The 20,202-nt window shown below is 65.9% G+C and carries 21 protein-coding genes and 1 pseudogene; 10 read left to right on the top strand and 12 right to left on the bottom strand.

What is annotated here, in order from left to right; genetic code table 11:
• Window positions 1–12 precede the first annotated feature (12 nt).
• The 4 genes from ACOZ4O_RS02960 to ACOZ4O_RS02945 all read left to right on the top strand — a co-directional run bounded on the left by ACOZ4O_RS02960 (window position 13) and on the right by ACOZ4O_RS02945 (window position 7,313).
• The gene (locus tag ACOZ4O_RS02960) at window positions 13–1,311 is read left to right on the top strand and encodes an IS4 family transposase (RefSeq protein WP_247010716.1); all 1,299 of its coding nucleotides are present in this window, start codon (window positions 13–15) and stop codon (window positions 1,309–1,311) included.
• A gap of 388 nt (window positions 1,312–1,699) precedes the next feature.
• Window positions 1,700–3,139 (top strand): lipopolysaccharide biosynthesis protein, encoded by a 1,440-nt coding sequence (locus ACOZ4O_RS02955; protein ID WP_424523825.1) that lies wholly within the window; start codon window positions 1,700–1,702, stop codon window positions 3,137–3,139.
• Between the two features lie 49 nt (window positions 3,140–3,188).
• Window positions 3,189–6,380 (top strand): oligosaccharyl transferase, archaeosortase A system-associated, encoded by a 3,192-nt coding sequence (locus tag ACOZ4O_RS02950; protein ID WP_424523824.1) that lies wholly within the window; start codon window positions 3,189–3,191, stop codon window positions 6,378–6,380.
• Complete coding sequence (locus tag ACOZ4O_RS02945; protein ID WP_424523823.1) at window positions 6,381–7,313, top strand: DUF368 domain-containing protein; 933 nt, start codon at window positions 6,381–6,383, stop codon at window positions 7,311–7,313. It begins immediately after the preceding gene.
• Here the strand turns inward: ACOZ4O_RS02945 and ACOZ4O_RS02940 are convergent.
• The 6 genes and pseudogenes from ACOZ4O_RS02940 to ACOZ4O_RS02915 all read right to left on the bottom strand — a co-directional run bounded on the left by ACOZ4O_RS02940 (window position 7,303) and on the right by ACOZ4O_RS02915 (window position 11,048).
• Window positions 7,303–8,508 (bottom strand): FAD-dependent oxidoreductase, encoded by a 1,206-nt coding sequence (locus ACOZ4O_RS02940; protein ID WP_424523822.1) that lies wholly within the window; start codon window positions 8,506–8,508, stop codon window positions 7,303–7,305. The two genes, ACOZ4O_RS02945 and ACOZ4O_RS02940, sit on opposite strands and share 11 nt — an antisense overlap.
• A gap of 37 nt (window positions 8,509–8,545) precedes the next feature.
• Complete coding sequence (locus tag ACOZ4O_RS02935) at window positions 8,546–8,965, bottom strand: polysaccharide biosynthesis C-terminal domain-containing protein (protein WP_424523821.1); 420 nt, start codon at window positions 8,963–8,965, stop codon at window positions 8,546–8,548.
• 133 nt (window positions 8,966–9,098) lie between these two features.
• Window positions 9,099–9,998, bottom strand: a pseudogene (locus ACOZ4O_RS02930) (lipopolysaccharide biosynthesis protein); the annotation flags it as partial.
• A 73-nt stretch (window positions 9,999–10,071) separates the two neighbouring features.
• A complete protein-coding gene (locus ACOZ4O_RS02925) occupies window positions 10,072–10,368 on the bottom strand; it encodes a DUF7526 family protein (RefSeq protein ID WP_424523820.1) in 297 nt (98 codons plus the stop codon).
• Window positions 10,365–10,799 (bottom strand): type II toxin-antitoxin system VapC family toxin, encoded by a 435-nt coding sequence (locus ACOZ4O_RS02920; RefSeq protein ID WP_424523819.1) that lies wholly within the window; start codon window positions 10,797–10,799, stop codon window positions 10,365–10,367. The genes ACOZ4O_RS02925 and ACOZ4O_RS02920 overlap by 4 nt, the downstream gene beginning before the upstream one ends.
• Window positions 10,800–11,048: an AbrB/MazE/SpoVT family DNA-binding domain-containing protein gene (locus tag ACOZ4O_RS02915; protein ID WP_424523818.1), complete on the bottom strand. Its 249-nt coding sequence runs from the start codon at window positions 11,046–11,048 to the stop codon at window positions 10,800–10,802.
• Window positions 11,049–11,137: 89 nt separating this feature from the next.
• On the opposite strand from ACOZ4O_RS02915, the gene glpK reads away from it, so the two are divergent.
• A complete protein-coding gene (gene glpK, locus ACOZ4O_RS02910; protein WP_424523817.1) occupies window positions 11,138–12,655 on the top strand; it encodes a glycerol kinase GlpK in 1,518 nt (505 codons plus the stop codon).
• A gap of 159 nt (window positions 12,656–12,814) precedes the next feature.
• Here glpK and ACOZ4O_RS02905 read toward each other — a convergent pair whose 3' ends face one another.
• Window positions 12,815–13,282 (bottom strand): hypothetical protein, encoded by a 468-nt coding sequence (locus ACOZ4O_RS02905; protein WP_424523816.1) that lies wholly within the window; start codon window positions 13,280–13,282, stop codon window positions 12,815–12,817.
• Window positions 13,279–13,719 carry an acyl-CoA thioesterase gene (locus ACOZ4O_RS02900; RefSeq protein WP_424523815.1) on the bottom strand — a complete coding sequence of 147 codons (441 nt, stop codon included), beginning with the start codon at window positions 13,717–13,719 and terminating at the stop codon, window positions 13,279–13,281. The genes ACOZ4O_RS02905 and ACOZ4O_RS02900 overlap by 4 nt, the downstream gene beginning before the upstream one ends.
• An 85-nt stretch (window positions 13,720–13,804) precedes the next feature.
• On the opposite strand from ACOZ4O_RS02900, the gene ACOZ4O_RS02895 reads away from it, so the two are divergent.
• Both ACOZ4O_RS02895 and ACOZ4O_RS02890 read left to right on the top strand, forming a co-directional pair.
• Window positions 13,805–15,274 (top strand): TraB/GumN family protein, encoded by a 1,470-nt coding sequence (locus ACOZ4O_RS02895; protein ID WP_424523814.1) that lies wholly within the window; start codon window positions 13,805–13,807, stop codon window positions 15,272–15,274.
• Window positions 15,271–15,855, top strand: a complete 585-nt coding sequence (locus ACOZ4O_RS02890; protein WP_424523813.1) for a metalloprotease — start codon at window positions 15,271–15,273, stop codon at window positions 15,853–15,855. The genes ACOZ4O_RS02895 and ACOZ4O_RS02890 overlap by 4 nt, the downstream gene beginning before the upstream one ends.
• Here ACOZ4O_RS02890 and ACOZ4O_RS02885 read toward each other — a convergent pair.
• Window positions 15,852–16,151, bottom strand: coding sequence for a hypothetical protein (locus tag ACOZ4O_RS02885; protein ID WP_424523812.1), 300 nt, complete (start codon window positions 16,149–16,151; stop codon window positions 15,852–15,854). The genes ACOZ4O_RS02890 and ACOZ4O_RS02885 overlap by 4 nt on opposite strands.
• A gap of 100 nt (window positions 16,152–16,251) precedes the next feature.
• On the opposite strand from ACOZ4O_RS02885, the gene purM reads away from it, so the two are divergent.
• A complete protein-coding gene (purM, locus tag ACOZ4O_RS02880; RefSeq protein ID WP_424523811.1) occupies window positions 16,252–17,226 on the top strand; it encodes a phosphoribosylformylglycinamidine cyclo-ligase in 975 nt (324 codons plus the stop codon).
• Here purM and ACOZ4O_RS02875 read toward each other — a convergent pair.
• The 3 genes from ACOZ4O_RS02875 to ACOZ4O_RS02865 all read right to left on the bottom strand — a co-directional run bounded on the left by ACOZ4O_RS02875 (window position 17,213) and on the right by ACOZ4O_RS02865 (window position 18,878).
• Window positions 17,213–17,902 carry a TVP38/TMEM64 family protein gene (locus ACOZ4O_RS02875; RefSeq protein ID WP_424523810.1) on the bottom strand — a complete coding sequence of 230 codons (690 nt, stop codon included), beginning with the start codon at window positions 17,900–17,902 and terminating at the stop codon, window positions 17,213–17,215. The genes purM and ACOZ4O_RS02875 overlap by 14 nt on opposite strands.
• Window positions 17,903–17,905: 3 nt before the next feature.
• Window positions 17,906–18,445: a CBS domain-containing protein gene (locus ACOZ4O_RS02870; protein WP_424523809.1), complete on the bottom strand. Its 540-nt coding sequence runs from the start codon at window positions 18,443–18,445 to the stop codon at window positions 17,906–17,908.
• A 64-nt stretch (window positions 18,446–18,509) separates the two neighbouring features.
• On the bottom strand, window positions 18,510–18,878 hold the full coding sequence (locus tag ACOZ4O_RS02865; RefSeq protein ID WP_424523808.1) for a DUF555 domain-containing protein: 369 nt from the start codon (window positions 18,876–18,878) through the stop codon (window positions 18,510–18,512).
• Window positions 18,879–19,129: 251 nt separating this feature from the next.
• On the opposite strand from ACOZ4O_RS02865, the gene ACOZ4O_RS02860 reads away from it, so the two are divergent.
• Together ACOZ4O_RS02860 and psmB are read left to right on the top strand one after the other, a co-directional pair.
• A complete protein-coding gene (locus tag ACOZ4O_RS02860) occupies window positions 19,130–19,294 on the top strand; it encodes a hypothetical protein (RefSeq protein WP_424523807.1) in 165 nt (54 codons plus the stop codon).
• Window positions 19,295–19,346: 52 nt separating this feature from the next.
• Window positions 19,347–20,078, top strand: a complete 732-nt coding sequence (psmB, locus tag ACOZ4O_RS02855; protein WP_424523806.1) for an archaeal proteasome endopeptidase complex subunit beta — start codon at window positions 19,347–19,349, stop codon at window positions 20,076–20,078.
• Window positions 20,079–20,202 lie beyond the last annotated feature (124 nt).

The following is a 20,202-nucleotide window of genomic DNA, read 5'->3' as shown; positions in this document are numbered from 1 at the left end:
TGGGGAGAGGTTGTGCTGAAGGAACTCTCCCCGGACCTCATACGACGGCGGCTCACTTCCCTGTTTCCAGCCGAACGTATCGAAGACATCGCGCGCGAGCGCGATGTCGTCCAACGCCACCGGACAATCGACATCACGATGCTCGTTTGGACGCTCATCATGGGCTTCGCCGTCGATGGCGAAGCCCGTACCATCGCCGGATTTCAACGGGCGTACTCCGCAGCAACCAACCAGACCGTTGCCCGCTCCAGCTTCTACGACCGGTTCACGCCGGCACTCGCAGCACTGTTGAGCGACCTCCTCGAGCACGCTCTCGAGGAGGTCGCGGTTCCTCACACGATCGCGCCACAGTTCGAGCTGTTTCGAGAAGTGCTGATCGCCGATGCAACCGTCTTCAGGTTGCATCGGCTCCTCAACGAGTTTCCGGCGACTCACGCGGATCAATCCGGCGCGAAACTCCACCTCGTGCAGAACGCGACCAAGCAGACGATCGAGCAGTTCCAGCTCACCGATGAACGCACCCACGAGAGCAGCCAACTCCGCACCGGGAGTTGGCTGCGAGGGCGGCTGTTACTGTTCGATCTGGGCTTCTACAGTTTCCGCCGGTTCGCGTTGATCGAAGAGAACGGCGGCTTCTTCCTGACTCGGCTGAAGTCGAACGCAAACCCATTGATCGTCGGAGAGCGGCGGAAATGGCGCGGGCGCGCCATTTCCTTGCCAGAGCGTCGTCTTCGGGACGTTCTAGGAGATCTCAGTCGGGAGATTATCGACGTAACCGTGGAGATCGAGTTCAAACGGCGGGCATACGCTGGGAAGCAGTCAACCGATTCGGTGGAGTTTCGCGTCGTCGGTGTCCGCAACGAGGACACCGACGACTACCACCTGTACGTGACGAATCTACCCGATGAGTTCACTCCAAGGCAGGTCGCAGCGCTGTACGGGTTGCGGTGGGAAGTGGAGTTGCTGTTCCGGGAACTGAAGTCGCTGTATGGGCTGGAGAAGTTCCAGACGAGTGATCCAGCAATCGTTCACCTGCTGGTGGTGGCGGCTCTGCTGACGCTGACGGTCAGCAGAGCCTTACTCGGCGTGTTTCAAGAGCTATTCCCGGAGACGGTGTTTCCCCGCGAACGCTGGGCGAAGACCTTCCGGTCTGTCGCCCAGATCATTCTCGAAGATTTGGCCCAGTCGTTCGGACATCCACCGCCGAATCTGCCGGAGTTGATGTTCCGTGACGCTCGCCAGCCAGAGAAATCACGCCTCTTACTCGGCGAACGAGTGGCTGAAGCCTTCATGAGGCGATCCAGTGCTTAACCGAACACCGATGCTTGAATGGCCATAGGTTGATTTCGACCGAGGTCTCTGAATTGCTTTTCGAATCTGTTTACTCTCCGGTGCGATGCTTGAACTGCTCTCTGACGACGACCTCGTCCAAGAGATGGTTCGAAACGCTTGCGAGAAAATAGTGGGGTCACGATTACGCTAACATCGGACAATACCTCGAAATCTACCGGATGTTAGCGATGTCCGGAACCCCCCTCTTACTAAACACCAGCACTGCAAAAATGCGCACAATGGCCCCTCTATTCCAATTTAGCGATCCAATTTGCGGCCGGAGTGTCGAACCATTAAGCCTATTTTCCGAGACTAACGCTGGAATCCGAGTACTCTGCGGTTCTGGAGGTACAAGTCAGAGGTACACATGAGCGCAGGTGAGGCGGACTTTGGATTCGAAATCTCGAAGGGCGTGATCGCCAAGTTCCTTATGGGGGCGATCGGTTTCGCGGGCTCAGTTGTATTCGCCCGTGTTCTCGGTCCCGCAGGATACGGAGCGTTCTACGTCGTCCTCACGCTCGTCGATGTCCTGGACAACCCCGTAACGGGCTGGGGGATGGCGTGCAAGAAACGGCTAACGGAGGTTGACTTCCCACTCGGGGAAGCACTCGGGTCCAGTCTCTTGGGAGCGCTCCTCTTCCCGATAGTGATTCTGCCAGCAGCGTATCTCCTCCACCGATCCACAGAACTATACGACCTGTCGGGGCTGTTCGTCCCGTTTAGTGTTCTCTTCGTTACGCTCTGTCTGTTCGTCGTCTCTACTCAAATCCTCTCAGCGCGCGCGAATTTCTCCGCAGTACAATGGGCGGATACACTCCGTTCGATCTTCACGACGCCGCTCCAATTGGCGTTCGTCCTTCTTGGATTCGGTGCAGCAGGGATGGTGTACGGACTCGCTGTCGCTACAGCGCTCACGGTTCCGTATGTCCTCTACCGAATCGATGTCCATCCGGTTCTTCCAACTCGCTCGTCCGTATTTCGCATCGCGTCGTACGCGAAGTACAGCGTCCCGAACGGATTCATCGGGACTACACAGTCACGCATCGACATCCTCCTACTCGGAGCACTCCTCACGTCCGCCTCGGTCGGGAAGTATCAGGTCGCGATGCAACTCACGTTGGCGGGTACCTTCATCGGAGAGGTCACGTCGACGGGGCTGATGGCGCGAGTGAGCGAATACTGGAGTCGGGACGACGTGTCCGCGACCAGTAACGATGTGGCGAACGCGCTCGGATTCGCGAGCATTCTCGCGATACCGCTCTTCTTCGGTGCTGCCGCGATGCCGAACGACTTGCTGGTGGCCGTGTTCGGACCGCAGTACGGTGGCGTCGGAATAGTTCTTGTCGGTATCGCGTTCTTCCGGGTGGTGAATATGCAATCGATCCAGCTCGGCTCGACAGTCGCTGGGTTAGACCGCCCTGACCTCAATACCCGGATCGGACTAGTCGGACTCGTCCTCAACGTCGGACTCGGCTACCTCTTGCTGCTCGAGTTCGGCATCGCCGGCGTCGTCGCCGCGACCATCGTTTCCGAACTCGTGAAGTACTTGATTCTCGAGTACGTCGTCAAACAATACCTCCCTGAAGTCCCACTTCTCACCCGGCCGCTCCGACACCAACTCCTCTCCGGCGCGATTATGTTTGCGGTGGTCGACGGTCTGCATTCACTTATGTTCGTCTCGTGGTGGGGTGACCTCGTTGTCCTTGTGGGGGTTGGTGCCGCAGTGTATTCCGTCACCCTCACAGCTATCAGCGAACCCGTGCGAACCACTGCTCGAGGAATTCTCTCTGACGCACTCGACCGATAATCTCCCACGCTTTCACAAACCTTATCCTCGCTTTCCCCGACGCACGTGTATGAGCGACGACGACGGTCAGTCCAGCGAGGCTCTCCAGCGCGCTGGTGGCTGGCTCAGACAGTATTATCAGTATCCTGCGCTCTTGCTCGTTCTGGCGTTCATGTTCTGGGTGCGGGCGAAGTCGTGGGATGCGTTCACGCAGAATGGTGAGGTGTATTTCTCGGGGAACGACGCGTGGTATCACTTCCGGATGGTTGAGTATACGGTAAGTGAGTGGCCGTCAACGATGCCGTTTGACCCGTGGACGTACTATCCGTTCGGGACGACGACGAGCCAGTTCGGGACGTTGTTCGACCAGCTTATCGCGACGGCGGCTCTCGTAATCGGTCTCGGAAGTCCGAGCGAGAACACGGTCGCATTGAGCGTGCTGTTCGCACCACCCGTCTTCGGGACGTTCATCGCGGTTCCGACGTACTTTATCGGAAAGCGACTTAGCGGGCGTCTCGGCGGCGTTATCTCAGCGGTCATTCTCGGCCTCCTGCCAGGACTGTTCCTTTCTCGCTCCCTGGTGGGGTCGGCGGACCACAACATCGCGGAGCCGCTGTTCATGTCCGTCGCGGTGCTCGCGATGATGGTTGCACTCTCAGTTGCGGAGCGCGAACGCCCTGTCTGGGAGCAGGTCGTGGAACGCGAGTTCGCCCCGCTCCGCAAGCCCCTCGGCTGGAGCGTTCTCGCCGGAATCGCGACCGCGCTCTACCTTTTCGTCTGGCCACCGGGCGTCCTCCTCATCGGCATCTTCGGCGCGTTCTTCGTTCTCCAGCTCTGCTCAGACTACTACAACAGCACCAGTCCCGATCACGTCGCGTTCGTCGGCGCGGTAAGTATGACGACAACTGGACTCTTTGCGCTGATGCCTCTCGGATACGTTGGCTTCGGTGCCGTCCAGAACTCTCTCCTCCAGCCGCTGTTCGCGTTCGCGGTCGCGTTCGGCGCGGTCTTCATGGCGTGGCTCGCCCGGCACTGGGACGCAGAAAATATCGATACCTCTCTCTACCCGGTGACGGTCGCGGGCGTCATCGTCGTCGGCAGCGGACTCGTCGCGGTCGCGCTCCCGAGCCTGTTCTCGATGGTGCAGTCGAACCTCCTCCGCTTCGTCGGATTCGGCGCGGGCGCGGCCCAGCGCACCATCAGCGAGGCGCAGCCGTTCCTCTCGCAGGCGAGCCGGTTCGGTATCAGCGACTTCGCGGTCATCTTCCTCGATTACGGTTTGACGTTCTTCATCGCGGTGCTCGCGGGCGCGTGGCTGCTGTGGCGGCCGACGTTCCGTTCCCGTAACCTGAACCGCGTCGGATTCGCAATCGGCTCCGCGCTCGTCGTGATCGGGATTCTGGCGTTCCCGGGCGTGATGCAGGGTCTCGGAGACTTCGTGGGCGTCGAGTCCCAGCTCATCGGCGTCGCGGTCATCGGCCTGATTCTCGCGGTGTCCGCCATCATGGACGACCGGCCGGCCGAACACCTCCTCATCGTCGTCTGGGGCGTGTTCCTCACGTCCGCGGCGTTCACGCAGGTGCGGTTCAACTACTATCTCGCGGTTCCGGTCGCAGTCCTGAGCGGGTTCGCGGCGGTCGAAATCCTCCGGATGGTCGGCGCGAACGCGAGCGCGATGCAGCGCCTCGAAAACGTGGACGCGAGCCAAGTGTTCGCGGTCGCGCTCGTCCTGCTCGTACTCGTCGTGCCGCTCGCGGTGCCGTTCACGTTCCAGAGCACGACGTACGGGAACGTCTCCTCCAGTACGGCCGTCGCCACCGGCGACACGGGGCCGAGTTCGTCCGTGCTGTCCTGGGATTCGCTGCTCGACTGGATGAACGAGAACACGCCCGCCGAAGGGAACTTCGGCGGTGCGGACAACGCGGACCAACTCGACTACTACGGGACGTACGCACAGACCGACGATTACGCGTATCCGAACGGGTCCTATGGCGTGATGAGCTGGTGGGACTACGGCCACTGGATCACGGTGGAGGGCGAACGCATCCCGAACGCGAACCCGTTCCAGCAGGGCGCGGGAACGGCCGCGAACTACCTTTTGAGTCAGACCGAGGCGGACGCGAACGACATCCTCCAGAACCTCGGAAGTCCGGGTGAGGAGACGCGGTACGTCGCGGTGGACTGGCAGATGGCGTCCCTGAGCGCGAAGTTCAGTGCGCCCACGCAGTTCGCGGACAACACCAGCGCGTACGACTTCTACAGTCCGTTCTACGTCCTGAACAGCGAGGGCGCAGTGCAGCAGCAGACCCAGCTTCGGAGTCAGGCGTACTACGAGAGCATGATGGTGCGGCTCTACCGCTACCACGGCAGCCGGGTGGAAGCGACCGGTACCACGGTCATCGACTGGGACCGTAACATCCCGCTGTCCGACGGCGGCTACCTCCGCGTGTACGAACCCGACGGCGCGAACGACTCCCCGACGCGGTCGTTCGACACGCGCGCCGAAGCTGAGGCGTTCGTCGCGAACGACTCGACGAGTCAGGGCCAGCCCACCAGCCAGATCGGCGGGCTCGGCGGGACACCCGTCGAGGACGTGGAAGCCCTGGACCATTACCGGCTCGTCGGCACCAGCGAGGCCTCGGTGAGCTTCCAGCAGATCCTCCGGGGGTCGCAGTTCACGAACCTCCCGAGCGCGGTGAAGCTGTTCGAGAAGGTTCCGGGCGCGACCGTTCAAGGCACTGGGCCCGCGAACACGACCGTGACGGCGTCCGTGACGCTGAACGCGACGACCTACCAGGGCAATCAGCTCATCGGGAACCAGACGACGTACACCCAGCAGGTCACCACGGACGAGAACGGCGAGTTCACGATGACGCTCCCGTACTCGACGACGGGCTACAGCGAGTGGGGGCCGGAGAACGGCCATACGAACGTGAGCGTTCGCGCGGCCGGTCCGTACACGTTCAGCACGCCCGCGACCGTGAACGACTCCGCGTACACGGTGGCGTACAACGCGACCGAACACGTCTCCGAGGGCGCAGTTATCGGTGAGACCGAGCAGACGGTTGAGGTCGAACTGACGAAGGAAGTCCTCGACACGCCCGGCGGCGCGGAGAACGACACCAGCGAGAACGACAGTACGAACACGTCCAGCCTCGTCTCGCCGTCCACGCTCGATGCGTTCGAGACGAACGGCGACGCATCGACGACGACCGCGGTCGCGTCCGTCGACACCACCGCGTTCGCCGCGCGGCCCGCGTAGATGTCCGCGCGCGACTGGGTCGCCGTCTACCTGAAGGGCGTCGCGATGGGGGCCGCTGACGCCGTTCCGGGTGTCTCCGGCGGCACCATCGCGCTCATCACGGGCATCTACGACCGCCTCATCTCGGCGCTTGCGGGACTCGACCCGCGCGAGGCGTGGGCGCTCCTCCCGTTCCTCGCGCGCGTCCACCAGGACGACGCCCGCTCGGAACTCCGCGCCGGTCTCGGCGTGCTCGACGTACCGTTCCTCGTCGTGCTGGGATTGGGCGTCGTCTCCGCCGCGGTGACGGTCGCGAACATCGTCGAAGCCGCGAGAACGACCGCGCCAGCGCTGACGTACGCTTTCTTCTTCGGCCTCATCGCGGCCTCCGTGGTCGTCCTGTGGAGCGAACTCGACCTCAGCACGCAAAACAGGAAGTTCGTCGCGCTGCTCGGGTTCGCGCTCGCGTTCGCGGTGAGCGGCGAGGCGTCCGCGACGCTCCCGACCGGCCTCGCGACGATGTTCGTCGCGGGCGCCATCGCCATCTGCGCGATGGTGCTCCCCGGCGTCTCCGGCAGCCTCCTCCTCCTCACGCTCGGCCAGTACCACGTCGTCACGGGCGCGGTCGAAACCGCCACCGACGCCGTGCTCGGCGGAAATATCGGTGACGCGATTGACCCGGTAACGACGCTCGCGGCGTTCGCGGCCGGCGCGGCCGTCGGCATCGTGTCGTTCGCGCGCGTCGTCGCGTGGGGGCTCGACACCTACCGTGCCGCCACCCTCACCTTCCTCGTGATGCTGATGGCGGGCGCGCTCCGCGCCCCCGCAGAAGTCGTCATCGACGAAACCGCCGCGTGGACCGCGGAGACCGTGCTCGCGCTCCTCGCCGTCGCCGCGGTCGGCGCGCTCGCCGTGGTCGCGCTCGAACGCGCCACCGGCGACATCACGTACTGAGCACGTCCGAATCCGCCGGCCCGCCCGCGTCGAACTCCCGAACGAACGAATCCAGTTTCTCCGCGTCGTCCGCGCCCGGTAGGCGCTCCTCAGCGGTTCGACAGTCCGCATCGACGCCCAGTCGGTGGGTGACGTGGTCGGCGGTCGCTTCCGCCATCAAGCGATACGTGGTGAGTTTCCCGCCGACGACGCTCGTCAGACCCCGCATTCCGTCGCGCTCCGCGTGGTCGAGCACGAAGAACCCGCGACTGATTCCTCTGCCTTCGGCCATTCCGCTCGGTTCGTAGAGCGGCCGCACCCCCCAGTAGGCGTGATCGAGCGGCGCGTCGGCGACCACGGGGAGGAGCGCCGAGCACTCCGCGCGCATCCGCTCTACCTCCTCGCTGTCCTCCAAGTTCCCGTCGGGGTCGTCGACCTCGACGCTCGTCGTCCCCAACACGACCGTATTATCGTGGGGAACGATAATGTCGCCGTCCGCGGGCGGCCGACACCGATTCAGCACGGTATCGAGGGCGTCGTACTCCACGGTCACCATCGCGCCCTTGGTCGGCGTCATCTCCAGTTCGATGTCGGCGGTGGCGGCGAGGTCGCCCGCCCACGCGCCCGTCGCGTTCACCACGTGCTCCGCGCGAATCTCTCCGTCCGGGGTGGACGCGCCCACGACGGTGTCGCCGCTGGTGAGAAGTCCGTCGATTGGCGTGTGCGTCAGGATGCGAGCGCCGTGCTCGCGCGCGCTCGCGGCGGTCGCGGCCACGAGACGCGACGGATAGATGACCGCGTCCGGAACGTCCATCGCGCGCTCGACGGTGTCGGGGAGGCCCGGGACGAGGTCGCGGGCGTCGTCGCCGTCGTGGACGGTCGCGGGAATCGAGAGGTCGCGACACGCCGCGAGCTTCTCGTCGAAAAAACCGGGGTCGTCCGATTCGAGTTGGACGAACAATCCTCGCGTGTCGCGAACCGCGTCGCCCGCGATGTCCCTGAGGACGCGGTTCTCCCGGATGCACTCGCGCGCGCCGTCCGGGTCGTGCTCGGCGTACCGCGCGCCCGAGTGCAGGAGGCCGTGCGACCGCCCGCTCGTCCCCGCGTTCAGCCCGCCGCGCTCCGCGAGCACCACGTCCACGCCGCGCATCGCGAGGTCGCGCGCGACCCCCACGCCAGTCGCGCCGCCGCCCACGACCAGTACTTCGGTGTCCATATCGGGGATGGCGTCGCCAGCACCTTAGAGGCCGCCGTCACGCGCCGCGGGACCCGATGAAGTCGGCGTAGATGCCGCGCACTGTTTCGCGGTGGAATCGCGAGACGGCGAACAGCACGAGGAAGTAGACAATCGCGCCGAGACCGACGACGGCGACGACGGCGGGCCACCCGGCCAACGGCACGACGGATTTCGCCGCGAGAACGACGACGCCCATCACTGCACCCGCGCCGATTTGTGCGAGGAACGGCCGCGTCACGACTGTTTCGACGTCCGTCAGTCGGCGGACGAGCACGGTGTTCGCGACGTACGCGAACGCCTGCGTCACCACCGTCGCCGCGACGATGCCGAGCGGGCCGTACGCGTACCAGAGCGCGAGCCCGAGCGCGACGTTGATGGTGAGTTCGGCGAGCGACACCCAGAACCCGAGGTCGGGGCGGTCGAGGCCGCCGAGCACGGCGCCCCCGGGGTGCGGTCTGCGTTTCGAGGAGCCGGTAGGCCGCGAGACCGACGAGGAACGCGCCCGCGCCCGCGTACGCTCCGCCGAACGCCGTCACGACGATGCGCTCCGTGAGCACGAGACTCCCGACGAAGATGGGGACAGCGAGGACGCTCCCGGTCGAGAGCGCGTTCCGGAAGTCGGGCGTCCAGTCGCCGTCGGTTCGGCCCGCGAGCGCCGACACCCGCCCCATCAACCCCGCCGTGATAGCGCCGGAGACGAACGTCGCGGGCATCGACACCTTGAGCGCGACCTGATAGTTTCCGGCCGCGCCCGCCGCCGCCAGCCACCCGAGGAGCACCACGTCCATCTGGGACAGCCCCGTGCCGACGAACCCGCGCGGAATCGACCACTTCGAGAAGGTCCCCACCGACCGCAGCGACTTCCGGGAGGGGAGACGCGCCCGTACACCGAGCCAGCGGTACACGACCGGCAGCACGACCACTGCGCCCGTGACGGCGCCGCCGACCATCCCCCAGAGGCCGAACCCGAGCAGAACGAACGCGACCTGCGCGAGCGTCGTCACCGCGGTTTCGACGACGAGAGCCCACTCGGCGAGCGCGAAATTCGCCCGCCCCGACAGCAGGGTCGTGGACGCTCGGTACGCCGCGAGTGGCACGAACAGAGCCGGAACCGCCAGCGGAAGCACCGGGTTCGCCGTCAGCGCGTCCACCACGACGTACCCCAGTGGCGCGCCGAGGACGGCGAGCACGGCCACCGCGAGCACGAGCGACCCCACCGCCTCGTCCGCCGCGAACCCCGGTTCAGTCAGGCGCTTCTTACACGCCGTCGCCCATCCGTTCACGGGGTTCTCGAAGAACGCGGCGACGCTGAGCGCGACGTAGAACAGACCGTAATCGCTCGGCCCCAAGGCGCGCGCTAGGAACACCGACCCGACAAGTCCAACGACGGCCGTCGCGGCCTTCCCCGCGAACCCGAACCCGGCCTGCACGCCGAACGCGGTGTCCCCGATGTCGCCCTCGTCGCTCATTCGAACGCGGGTTCGAGAGCGAGACGGATATGAATACCCGTCCGCCGCGACGGCCAACTGCTGAAAAAACAGATTAGGACTCTTTCCGTACGTCGGTCGCGTCGAACACGCCCTGCATTTCAGTCGCCGTTGCGGTGACCTGGAGTTCGTCGCCTTCCTCGTACTCGTCGTCGGTGATGACGGTCACGGCCTCGATGGGGTCGCGGCGGAGGAACGCGAGGACCCGGTCGAGCAGGGACGGCGTCCCGCCCTTCCGAACGACGAGGACGTAGCGGTCCTCGCTGATGCGTTCGAGGTAGGGCGTGAGGTCGTGGTCGTCGCGCTCGTCGGGCCCGACGACGTGCATGACTTCCGCGCTGAACGTGGTCATTCTGGTCGATAGGGGTTGGTGGCGTTCGTGAGTCGATACACGTCGTCCGCGGCGTCGAAGTCGTCGTCGAACGCGTACAGGTAGCCCAGGCCCTCGGACTGCATGTACGCGACGAGGCTCGCGTCGACGAACGAGAATCCGGAATACTGGCGGAAGACGGATTTCGCCGCCGCGCGGCCGTCCGCGGTCAGGGCGTCGACGTGGACGCGCGCGTTCTCCTCGATTCTGTCGAGGAAGTCCACCGCAGCGTCGTGGCCGGCGTGCGCGGTGAGGCCGTTCAGGGTCTCCGCGAGCACGTAGTCGAGGACGACGGCCTCGGGGAGCGTGCCGCCGTCGATGCCGCGGAGGATCGGGAGCGCGTCCTCGTGGCGGGCGTCGCGGCGATACGCCGCGGCGAACAGCACGGACGTATCGACGAGCGCTCGCGGCATCTACTCGGGTGAGACGCCCCACGCGTCGTGGTCGGCGGTGGCGTCGGTGTCCGTCGCGCCGTCGTACCCCTCGAACTCGCTGAACGTTCCGGTTCGGCGCTGCACGACCGCGACGCGGACCTCGCCGTCCTCGACGTGCCAGCGGAGTTTGTCGCCGTCGTCGATGTCGAGTGCGCGGCGGACCCGCGCGGGGATGTTCGCCTGATTCCCCGACACCTTGCTCTCCGCGTCGACTCGGTCGCTACTCATACGCTCCGATTCGCCTGCCAGCGCTAAAAACCTAGTGTGATGGCACACTACTCCCCGGCTTTATCCGGGTTCGGTGCGCGTCCACGGGTATGTACGTCGGGGCGATAGACCAGGGGACGACGGGCACGCGCTTCCTGGTGTTCGACCGGGACGCGTCCGTCGTCGCGAGCGCGTACGAGACGCACGAACAGCAGTATCCGGAGCCGGGTTGGGTGGAGCACGACCCGAGCGAACTCTGGGCGAACACGAAGCACGTGGTGGAGTCGGCTCTCGCGGACGCCGGAATCGCGCCCGGCGACCTCGCCGCTATCGGCGTGACGAACCAGCGCGAGACCACCGTGCTCTGGGACGCCGAAACCGGTGAGCCCGTTCACGACGCCATCGTCTGGCAGGACCGCCGCACCACGGACCGAATCGAAGGGCTGCGCGACGAACTCGGCGACTACATCCAGTCGACGACGGGGTTGGAGCCGGACGCGTACTTCTCCGCGTCGAAACTGGAGTGGTTGCTGGAGAACGCCGACCCCATCGAGCCGACGCGCTCGGCCACCCGGAGCGTCCGCGAGCGCGCCGAATCCGGGGACGTGCTGTTCGGCACGGTCGATTCGTGGCTTATCTACAACCTCACCGGCGCGCACGTCACCGACGTGACGAACGCCAGCCGGACGATGCTGTACGACATCCACGACTGCGCGTGGGACGACCGCCTGCTCGCGGAGTTCGACGTGCCGCGCGCCTGCCTCCCCGAGGTCCGGCCGTCATCGGACGACGAGTTCTACGGATACACCGACGCCGACGGCTTCCTCGGTGCGCGCATCCCGGTCGCGGGCGCGCTCGGCGACCAGCAGGCCGCCCTGTTCGGCCAGACGTGCTTCGACCCCGGGGACGCCAAGAACACCTACGGAACCGGCTCCTTCTTCCTCCTCAACACCGGCGAGACGCCCGTCGAATCCACGCACGGCCTCCTCACGACCGTCGGCTTCCAGCGCAGCGGCGAACCCGTGCAGTACGCGCTCGAAGGCTCCATCTTCGCGACCGGCGCGGCCATCGAGTGGCTGAACGACGTGTCCCTCGTCACGGACGCGGGCGAGACGGAATCGCTCGCGCGCGCCGTCGACGGCACCGACGGGGTGTACGTCGTCCCCGCGTTCACAGGACTGGGCGCGCCGCACTGGGACCCGCGCGCTCGCGGCACCATCGTCGGCCTCACCCGCGGCACGCGCCGCGAACACATCGTGCGCGCGACGCTCGAAGCCATCGCGTACCAGACGCGGGACGTTGCGGAGGCGATGCTCGCGGACAGCGACGTGTCCCTCTCCCGCCTCCGCGTGGACGGCGGTGCGGTGAAAAACGACTTCCTCTGCCAGCTCCTCGCAGACGTGCTCCAAACCGACATCGACCGCCCCGTCGTGGACGAGACGACCGCGCTCGGCGCGGCGTACGCCGCCGGACTGGCCGCCGACTACTGGCGCGACCTCGACGAACTCCGAGAGAACCGCCGCACTGACCGCGCGTTCACCCCACGGAACGGGGACTGGGACGCGAAGTACGACCGCTGGGGGGACGCCGTCGACCGGGCGCGCGACTGGGCGACAGAACAGCCTTAAACAGGTACGAGGTCGCTAGACGCGATTTACCCATACCTCCAGAAAACGCTTAAACTGGAAGGAAATGCAATCAGGTACGGCGTGCGAACCTGCCTCCCCCCGGGGCGTCCGCACCCGTCAACCATTGGTACACCGCGCCCACTTCGGGCGCTTTTCGCGTCAGTCGAAGTCCGGGAGGTCGTCCGGCGCCTCGTACTCCGCGTTCCAGTCCACGTAGTCCGCCTTCAAGCGGTCCGAGACCGTGCGGCCGAGTTCCGTGAGCGAGGCGTTGATGGCGGAGACGGTGCTCCAAGAGTCGAGGTCGGGATGAAGGTCGCGTTCCTGCCAGTCCTCGGGCAGGCCGGGTGCGTGGTACCCGACCCGGTCCGCGAAGTCGTCCCAGAAGAAGTCGAAGGCATCGAGCATGTCGAGGTCGAGGACGATTTGGTAGTCCTCCTCGGTGAGGTCGGTGTGTTCGGCCCACTCCGCGAACGCCTCCTCCCACGCGCCCTCCCGGAGGAAGGTTTCGAGGTCCTCGCGGTGGTAGTCGTTTCCACCCACGTCGAGGTCCTCGTAGTCGTCCACGTCGGCTTCCGTGTCGAGTTCCGGCGGGTCCGGCACCTCGCCCGTCGGGATGTCGAGACTCATTCTCCTTCGCCCTCCAGCGCGACCTCGCGGTACTCTTCGCCCTCCGCGGTCTCGACGATGAGGTCGGGGACCGTGGTCGGCCGTCCCTCGTCGTTCACCGCGACGTACACGAAGTAGGACTCGGTGGTCTGCTCGCACTCGCTCGTCCGCGGGTTCTCCCGGAACGCCCGCAGGCGAACGCGCATGCTCGTCGACCCGGCCGCGTACACGTACGCCTCGATAAGCGCCGTGTCCCCCACGGGAATGGGGCGGTCGAAGTTCACCTGATTCATGCGCGCCGTCACGACCTCCTCGCCCGCAAAGCGCATCGCGCTCATCGCGCCGATCTCGTCCATCCACTTCATCACGTTCCCGCCGTGCGCGGTGCCGTGCGTGTTCGCGTGGTTCGGCTGCACCATCTCCCGGTTCTCCACGTACGTTTCCATCACCGAAGGCATACCCCGGTTTACTGGCGTCGGCGGGAAGAACGTGCCGACCCCCGACCGACACCTGTAAGGCCCGCCGACCGACTACTCCACCGTAATGAGCGACGAGTCCCGCGAGGGGTCGGTCCACCTCGTCGGCACGGCGCACGTCTCCTCCGAGTCCGTCGAAACCGTCGAACGCGAAATCGAGGAACGCGACCCGGACGTGGTCGCCGTCGAGCTAGACGAGGGCCGCTACCGGCAGATGAAGGGCGACGCGCCCGACGACATCGACCCGAAGGACCTCCTCCGCGGGAGCATGGCGTTCCAGTTCCTCGCGTACTGGCTGCTCTCCTACGTCCAACAGCGGATGGGCGAACGGTTCGACGTGAGCCCGGGCGCGGACATGCTCGCCGCCGTCGACACCGCGGAAGCGCTCGGCATCGACGTCGCCCTGGTGGACCGGAACATCCAGGTGACGATTCAGCGGTTCTGGACGCGCATGGGGTTCGTCGAGAAACTCCGGATGGTCGGCGGTCTCGCGTTCGGCCTCGCCGACCCGTGGACGCTCGGCCTGGCGCTCGGGTTCACCGGCGGCGGCCTGCTTGGACTCGCTGTCGAACTGCTTGCAGGCCCGTTCGTGCTCGCGGGCGGCGGCCTGCTCGGCGTGCTCACGATGCTCGTCGAAGTCGTCGCCATCGCCGCGGGCGGCGCGCTCGTCGGCGGTGCCGTACTCGGCCTGCTGTTCGCGCGCACCGGCGCGGACGACGAGTACGAGGAACTCGACATGGAGGACCTCACCGACACGGACGTGGTGAGCGCGATGATGGAGGAGTTCCGGCGGTTCAGCCCCCGGGGCGCAGAAGCCCTCATCGACGAACGCGACGCCTACCTCGCGCACAACATCCTCGCGCTCCGCCAGCAGGGCAAGGACGTGCTCGCCGTCATCGGCGCGGGCCACGTCGAGGGCGTCAAGGGCTACCTCGACAACCCCGAGACCCTGCCGCCGATGGAGAGCCTGCAGGGCCGCGAGGAGAAACGGTTCTCGATAGCGCGACTTATCGGCGCGCTGATGTCCGTGAGCGTGCTCGTGTTCTTCGTTCTGATGGCGATGTCCGGCCTGAGCACGGACATCCTCCTCAAGGCCTTCGGCGTGTGGTTCATCGTCAATGCCATCTTCGCCGGCGGGTTCGCCCTCGCAGCCGGTGCACACCCGTTCAGCACGCTCGCGGGCGCGGGAAGCGCGTGGCTGACGAGTCTCGAACCGACCCTCGCTCCGGGCTGGATCGCGGGCTACGTGGAGCTCCGCTACACGCCGGTATCTATCAGCGACATTAGCACTCTCAACGAAATAATGAGCGACGAGCAAGCCCCGATTCGGGATCTCCTCGCTCGAATGCGCGAAGTCCCTCTGTTCAAACTCATTGCTATCGTCGCGCTCACGAACGTCGGTAGCATGATCGGTTCGCCGGTCGCACTCGCGCTCATGACGGGTGTCAGCCCGAAAATAGATTCGTTCGGTGAAATCAAGCACTACCTCGGGCAGGGATTCAACAACATCGCGGACATACTCTTGGCGCTCATATGAACTACAGCCGGCGCGAACTCAAGGACCTCGCCGTCGCGTGGCTGGCGCTCGGCCTCGCGTTCGGCCTCCTGCTCTCCCCGATTAGCGCCACCAGCCTCGACGTCGTGGTGTCGGCGGAGTTCGTGTTCCTGTTCGCCGTGAGCCTCGTCACCGCCGGCGTCGGCTTCCTCGGGCACGAACTCGCGCACAAGGCCGTCGCCGTCCACTTCGGTCAGCACGCCGAGTTCCGCGCCGACTACGGTATGCTCCTCCTCGCCATCGCGGGCGGCCTCGCCGGCTTCCTGTTCGCCGCGCCCGGCGCCGTCCACCACGCCGGCCGCATCACGCCCCGACAGCGCGGCCTCGTCGCGCTCGCCGGCCCCGTCTCGAACCTCGCGATGGCCGCCGTCTTCTGGGCGCTCACCCCGCTCTCCGCCATCGCCGAGTACGGCGTCCTCATCAACGTCCTCCTCGCTGGATTCAACATGCTCCCGTTCGGCCCGCTCGACGGCAACACCGTCCGAAAATGGAGTCTCGGAGCGTATCTCGCGGTCGCCGTTCCCTCGATACTGCTCGCGCTCAGGCTGCTCGGCTTCCTCTAGCTGTTCTCCTCGCCGAATTCGCTCAGCCGCTCCCAACCGAGTTCGTCCCCGATATTCTGGATTACCTCGGTGACGCTCGACTCCGCAGTGCTCCGCGTCGACTCCGTGACTTCGGAGAGCAGCTGGCGCTCCACGTCGGTCTCCGCGCGGAACACCTCGTTGCGCTCGCGGTCGAGGAACACGGGCATCCCGGGCGCGCCCTCCGTACCCGTGGTCGCGGTGGTGCCGAGCCACTCGACGTCGTGCCGGTGTTGCTCCTCGAACTCCCACTCGTCGTACTGCGGTCGGTCTGACATATTCTCGGCTACCGCACGAAGCGTGTAAACGGTTGTGGCGGCACGACGCACTCGTGCATACACCGGTGGGTTTTTCGCCACGTCCTACCCATCGTCGTGTATGACTGACGAGGAGGAACTCACGTACGCCGACGCCGGAGTCGACATCGACGCGAGCGAGGCCGCGACCGCCGCGCTCGTCTCCGCCGTCGGCGGGAACGACACCACCGAGTACGCCGGCCTCATCGACATCGGCGACCGATACCTCGCGCTCGCCACCGACGGCGTCGGCACCAAACTCCTCGTCGCCGACGCGCTCGCCGACTACTCCACCGTCGGCATCGACTGCATCGCGATGAACGTCAACGACCTCGTCGCCGCCGGCGTCACCCCGGTCGCGTTCGTGGACTACCTCGCCGTCGACGAACCCAGCGAGACGTTCTCCGAACAGGTCGGCCGCGGCCTCTCCCAGGGCGCGGAGGACGCCGGGGTCGCGCTCGTCGGCGGCGAAACCGCCGTGATGCCTGAAGTCGTCTCCGGCCTCGACCTCGCCGGCACCGCCGCCGGCCTCGCGACCGATGACGAGGTGTTCCCCGGAGAGGCGGAGGCGGGCGACGTGCTCGTCGGCTTCGAATCCTCCGGCATCCACTCGAACGGCCTCACGCTCGCCCGCGAGGCCGCGACCCGGGACGGCGACTACACCGACCCCTATCCCTACGACGGCTACGACACCGTCGGGGAGGCGCTGCTCGAACCGACCCGGCTCTACACGTACCTTCTCGATGACCTCCACGCGCACGACGTGCACGCCGCCGCGCACGTCACCGGCGGCGGGTGGACGAACCTCTCTCGGATGGGAGAGTACAGATATTCGATTCTCGACCCGTTCGACGCGCAGGACGTGTTCACGTTCGTCCAGGAGCGCGGGAACGTCTCCGACGCCGAGATGCATCGGACGTTCAACATGGGGACCGGATTCGTCGTCGCGCTCCCGCCCGAGGACGCGGAATCGCTCGCGGACGCGACGGACGGCCGCATCATCGGCTCCGTAGAAGAGGGCGAGGGCGTGGCGGTTCGTGGCCTCACGCTCGACTGAGGGACCCGCGAACGCGCTCGCGGAACACCCAGACCGCACCCCCGACTAGGCCGAGCGCGGCGACGATGACGGCGGCCATCGTGTAGTCGCCGGCGGCGGCGTTCGACCCGGCGAGCGCCGCGAGGAAGAACCCGGGAAGCCGGCCGAGCGCGGCGGCGGCGGTCATTTTCTTCAGGTCGAGGTCGGTGAGGCCAGCGACGAAACAGAGTACGTCGTCCGGGAGACCGGGAATCAGGAAGACGAGGAACAGTGCGAGCAGTCCGTTGTCGTCCGTCACTGTCTCGAACCAGTCGAAGGCGTCCTCGGCCACCACGCGCTCGACGTACGGCCGGCCGTAGGTCCGGGAGAGACAGAACGCGGCGTAACTCCCGATACTCGCGCCGAGCACGCTGTACGCGGTCCCCCAGAGCGGGCCGAAGAGGTAGCCGGAGACGAACGTGAGGACTTGCCCGGGAACGGGCGCTGCCACCACCTGCACGGCCTGCAGGACGACGAACGCAACCGGGGTCGCCGGGCCGAACGCGGCCAGGAACGCCTTGATTTCCGCGGGCGTCGAGAGCGCGTCGAACTGGGAGAGCACCGCCGCGAACACGATAAGAACCGCGAGCACCGCGGTGAGCGCGACGAGCGCGCTCCGCCGCGCCTCGTGCGACTGGAACAGTCGAATCGACCGCATCCTCTACGAGACGCGGGCCGCCACGTCCGCCTGCGTGATGATGCCCACCGAGGACCCCTCCTCGGTGACGATGACGGCCGTGTAGTGGTCAAGGAGGCTCGACACTTCCTCGAGCGTCGCGTCCGGGGAGACGGTCGGGAAGCTCTCGCTCATCACGTCCCGAACGGGCTGTTCACCGACGTCCTCGCCCGCGTGCACGATGTCGCTCTCGCTGATGCTGCCCACGGGCACGCCGTTCGTGATAACCGGGAGTTGGCTGTACCCGGCGTCCTGCATCTTCTCCACGGCGCGCTTCACGGGGTCGTCGGGGTCGACGTGCACGACCTCGTCGTGCATGAGCGTCCGGGCACGCACCACGTCGCCTTCCGCCTCGTTCAGCGCGTCGACGATGCGACGCAGGGTCGACAGCCGCGGGTCCACGTCGCCGCCCTCGATGCGGGCGATGAGGGGCTGAGAGACACCCGCGCGGTCCGCGAGTTCGCTCTGCGTGAGCTCCAGGGCGTTCCGACGTTCCCGGAGGTCCTGGGGGGTCGGCAGATGCATACCCGTGATTACTCGAGGTTATCAATAAAGGTTTGGTCGTCCGCGCGCCGCCGCCCGTGCCGGCTTACCGCTCGTCGTCCTCGGTGTCTTCGGCCTCCTCGACGACCTCGATGACTTCGAGGGGAACGTCGCGGAGCGCGCCGCCGACCTCGGACTTCGCGATGCGGGACGCGTGCTCCTCCGAGTCCGCGCTGAACACGGTGAGTTCGAGCACCAGTCCGACCAGCGCCGTGCTCGCCGCGAGGAACGACGCGTCCAGCGGCTCGCCGCACGCGGGACAGCTCGTCAGCCCCGCCTCAACCTCGACGTAATCGAGGTCCTGTTGGTTCAGTCGCTTCCCCGCTTCGCTCACGGCGACACCGATGGCGTCGTCCGAGTTGTCAACGTCACGAACCAGCCACGCAGCCTCCATCGCCACGACGTAGTTGCTCATACGTACAGATTTCGCGCCGGGTAGTCGTGTCTTGTGGTTCGTCCGCCGGTGCGGACGTTACGCCGAGTATTCGTATAACTTAGCGCTCACCACCGCCGAAGCCAGCGCCCACCCACACTCTCCTGTCACGCGTACGAAAACACAGTTGCCGCCACCGCTACTCGAGTTTAATCGCACGACTGCGGTGACTTCTCCCCCGCCGCTCGGGAGTAACGCTTATATAGGGGGCGACGTTCTGGACGGCTATCGAGATGACAGCGCTCACGCGCATTACGACCGCCGCCGCGTACCAGACGACGCTCGCTCTCGGCATCGCGCTCCTCCCGCTCGCGGTGCTCACCAGCAGACTCGGTCTCACCCTCCCGATTCACCGGCTCGTCGCCCGCACGGAACACGCCTACGAGAACGCTCGCTAACAGACCGCCGCAAGGACTGGTTTTATAAGTCGGCCGCCTCTACGAACTGGTAATGTATAACCCCAGTAGAGGCTCCGACTTCGCGCGGAACAACGCGAAATTCGAGGACCCCACGCAGAACCCCTACGAACCCCAGGTCGGGGAACTCCCCCAGAACGACATGACCGAATCCGAGGTCAATCAGATCGAATCCGAGACCACCATCGTCGGCATCGCCGCCGACGACGGCGTCATCATGGCGTCCGACCAGCGCGCGAGCCTGGGCGGCCGCGTCATCTACAACAAGGACGTCCAGAAGGTCGAAGAAATCCAGGAGAACGCCGCGCTCGCCATCTCCGGCAGCGTCGGCGGCGCACAGTCCTTCATCCGCAGCCTCCGCGCCGAAGCGAACCTCTACGAGGCCCGCCGCGGCGAGAAGATGAGCATCAGCGCGCTCGCCACCATCTCCGCGAACATGCTCCGCGGCGGCCCGTTCTTCGTCGTCGTCCCCATCCTCGGCGGCGTCGACGAAGAGGGCTCCCACGTCTACAGCCTCGACCCCGGCGGAAGCAGCATGCAGGACGACTACACCGCACAGGGCAGCGGCATGCCGTACGCGCTCGGCAGCCTCGAAAACAACTATCGCGACGACCTCACGATGGACGAAGCCGAAACCGTCGCCGCACAGGCCGTGAAAGCCGCCAGCGAACGCGACGCCGCCTCCGGTAACGGCATCCACATCACCCGCATCACCGAGGACAACGTCGAAATCGTCGGCCACGAAGACTTCGACGCGCTACTCTAGCGGACTTTTTTCTTCGTCGGGCGCGCTTCGCGCACCTCTCCTCGAAAAACCTCCACTAAAAACACCGGTCGGCTTCGCCGACCGGAGAACCTCGCGCGGCGCGCGAGGATGCGTTTTCGACTAT

The organism is Salarchaeum japonicum, from assembly GCF_049705945.1.
Lineage (GTDB): Archaea > Halobacteriota > Halobacteria > Halobacteriales > Halobacteriaceae > Salarchaeum > Salarchaeum japonicum_A.
The sequence above is the reverse complement of the archived record's forward strand: the minus strand, read 5'-3'. Positions and strand labels throughout refer to the sequence as shown.

Coding starts and splice junctions, on each gene's coding strand:
- ACOZ4O_RS02870 (WP_424523809.1), bottom strand. CDS start 18,445: ATGCATCTGCCGACCCCCCAGGACCTCCGGGAACGTCGGAACGCCCTG.
- ACOZ4O_RS02860 (WP_424523807.1), top strand. CDS start 19,130: ATGACAGCGCTCACGCGCATTACGACCGCCGCCGCGTACCAGACGACG.
- ACOZ4O_RS02945 (WP_424523823.1), top strand. CDS start 6,381: ATGTCCGCGCGCGACTGGGTCGCCGTCTACCTGAAGGGCGTCGCGATG.
- ACOZ4O_RS02895 (WP_424523814.1), top strand. CDS start 13,805: ATGAGCGACGAGTCCCGCGAGGGGTCGGTCCACCTCGTCGGCACGGCG.
- glpK (WP_424523817.1), top strand. CDS start 11,138: ATGTACGTCGGGGCGATAGACCAGGGGACGACGGGCACGCGCTTCCTG.
- psmB (WP_424523806.1), top strand. CDS start 19,347: ATGTATAACCCCAGTAGAGGCTCCGACTTCGCGCGGAACAACGCGAAA.
- ACOZ4O_RS02950 (WP_424523824.1), top strand. CDS start 3,189: ATGAGCGACGACGACGGTCAGTCCAGCGAGGCTCTCCAGCGCGCTGGT.
- ACOZ4O_RS02890 (WP_424523813.1), top strand. CDS start 15,271: ATGAACTACAGCCGGCGCGAACTCAAGGACCTCGCCGTCGCGTGGCTG.
- ACOZ4O_RS02865 (WP_424523808.1), bottom strand. CDS start 18,878: ATGAGCAACTACGTCGTGGCGATGGAGGCTGCGTGGCTGGTTCGTGAC.
- ACOZ4O_RS02925 (WP_424523820.1), bottom strand. CDS start 10,368: ATGACCACGTTCAGCGCGGAAGTCATGCACGTCGTCGGGCCCGACGAG.
- ACOZ4O_RS02885 (WP_424523812.1), bottom strand. CDS start 16,151: ATGTCAGACCGACCGCAGTACGACGAGTGGGAGTTCGAGGAGCAACAC.
- ACOZ4O_RS02900 (WP_424523815.1), bottom strand. CDS start 13,719: ATGCCTTCGGTGATGGAAACGTACGTGGAGAACCGGGAGATGGTGCAG.
- ACOZ4O_RS02940 (WP_424523822.1), bottom strand. CDS start 8,508: ATGGACACCGAAGTACTGGTCGTGGGCGGCGGCGCGACTGGCGTGGGG.
- ACOZ4O_RS02920 (WP_424523819.1), bottom strand. CDS start 10,799: ATGCCGCGAGCGCTCGTCGATACGTCCGTGCTGTTCGCCGCGGCGTAT.
- ACOZ4O_RS02955 (WP_424523825.1), top strand. CDS start 1,700: ATGAGCGCAGGTGAGGCGGACTTTGGATTCGAAATCTCGAAGGGCGTG.
- purM (WP_424523811.1), top strand. CDS start 16,252: ATGACTGACGAGGAGGAACTCACGTACGCCGACGCCGGAGTCGACATC.
- ACOZ4O_RS02915 (WP_424523818.1), bottom strand. CDS start 11,048: ATGAGTAGCGACCGAGTCGACGCGGAGAGCAAGGTGTCGGGGAATCAG.
- ACOZ4O_RS02875 (WP_424523810.1), bottom strand. CDS start 17,902: ATGCGGTCGATTCGACTGTTCCAGTCGCACGAGGCGCGGCGGAGCGCG.
- ACOZ4O_RS02905 (WP_424523816.1), bottom strand. CDS start 13,282: ATGAGTCTCGACATCCCGACGGGCGAGGTGCCGGACCCGCCGGAACTC.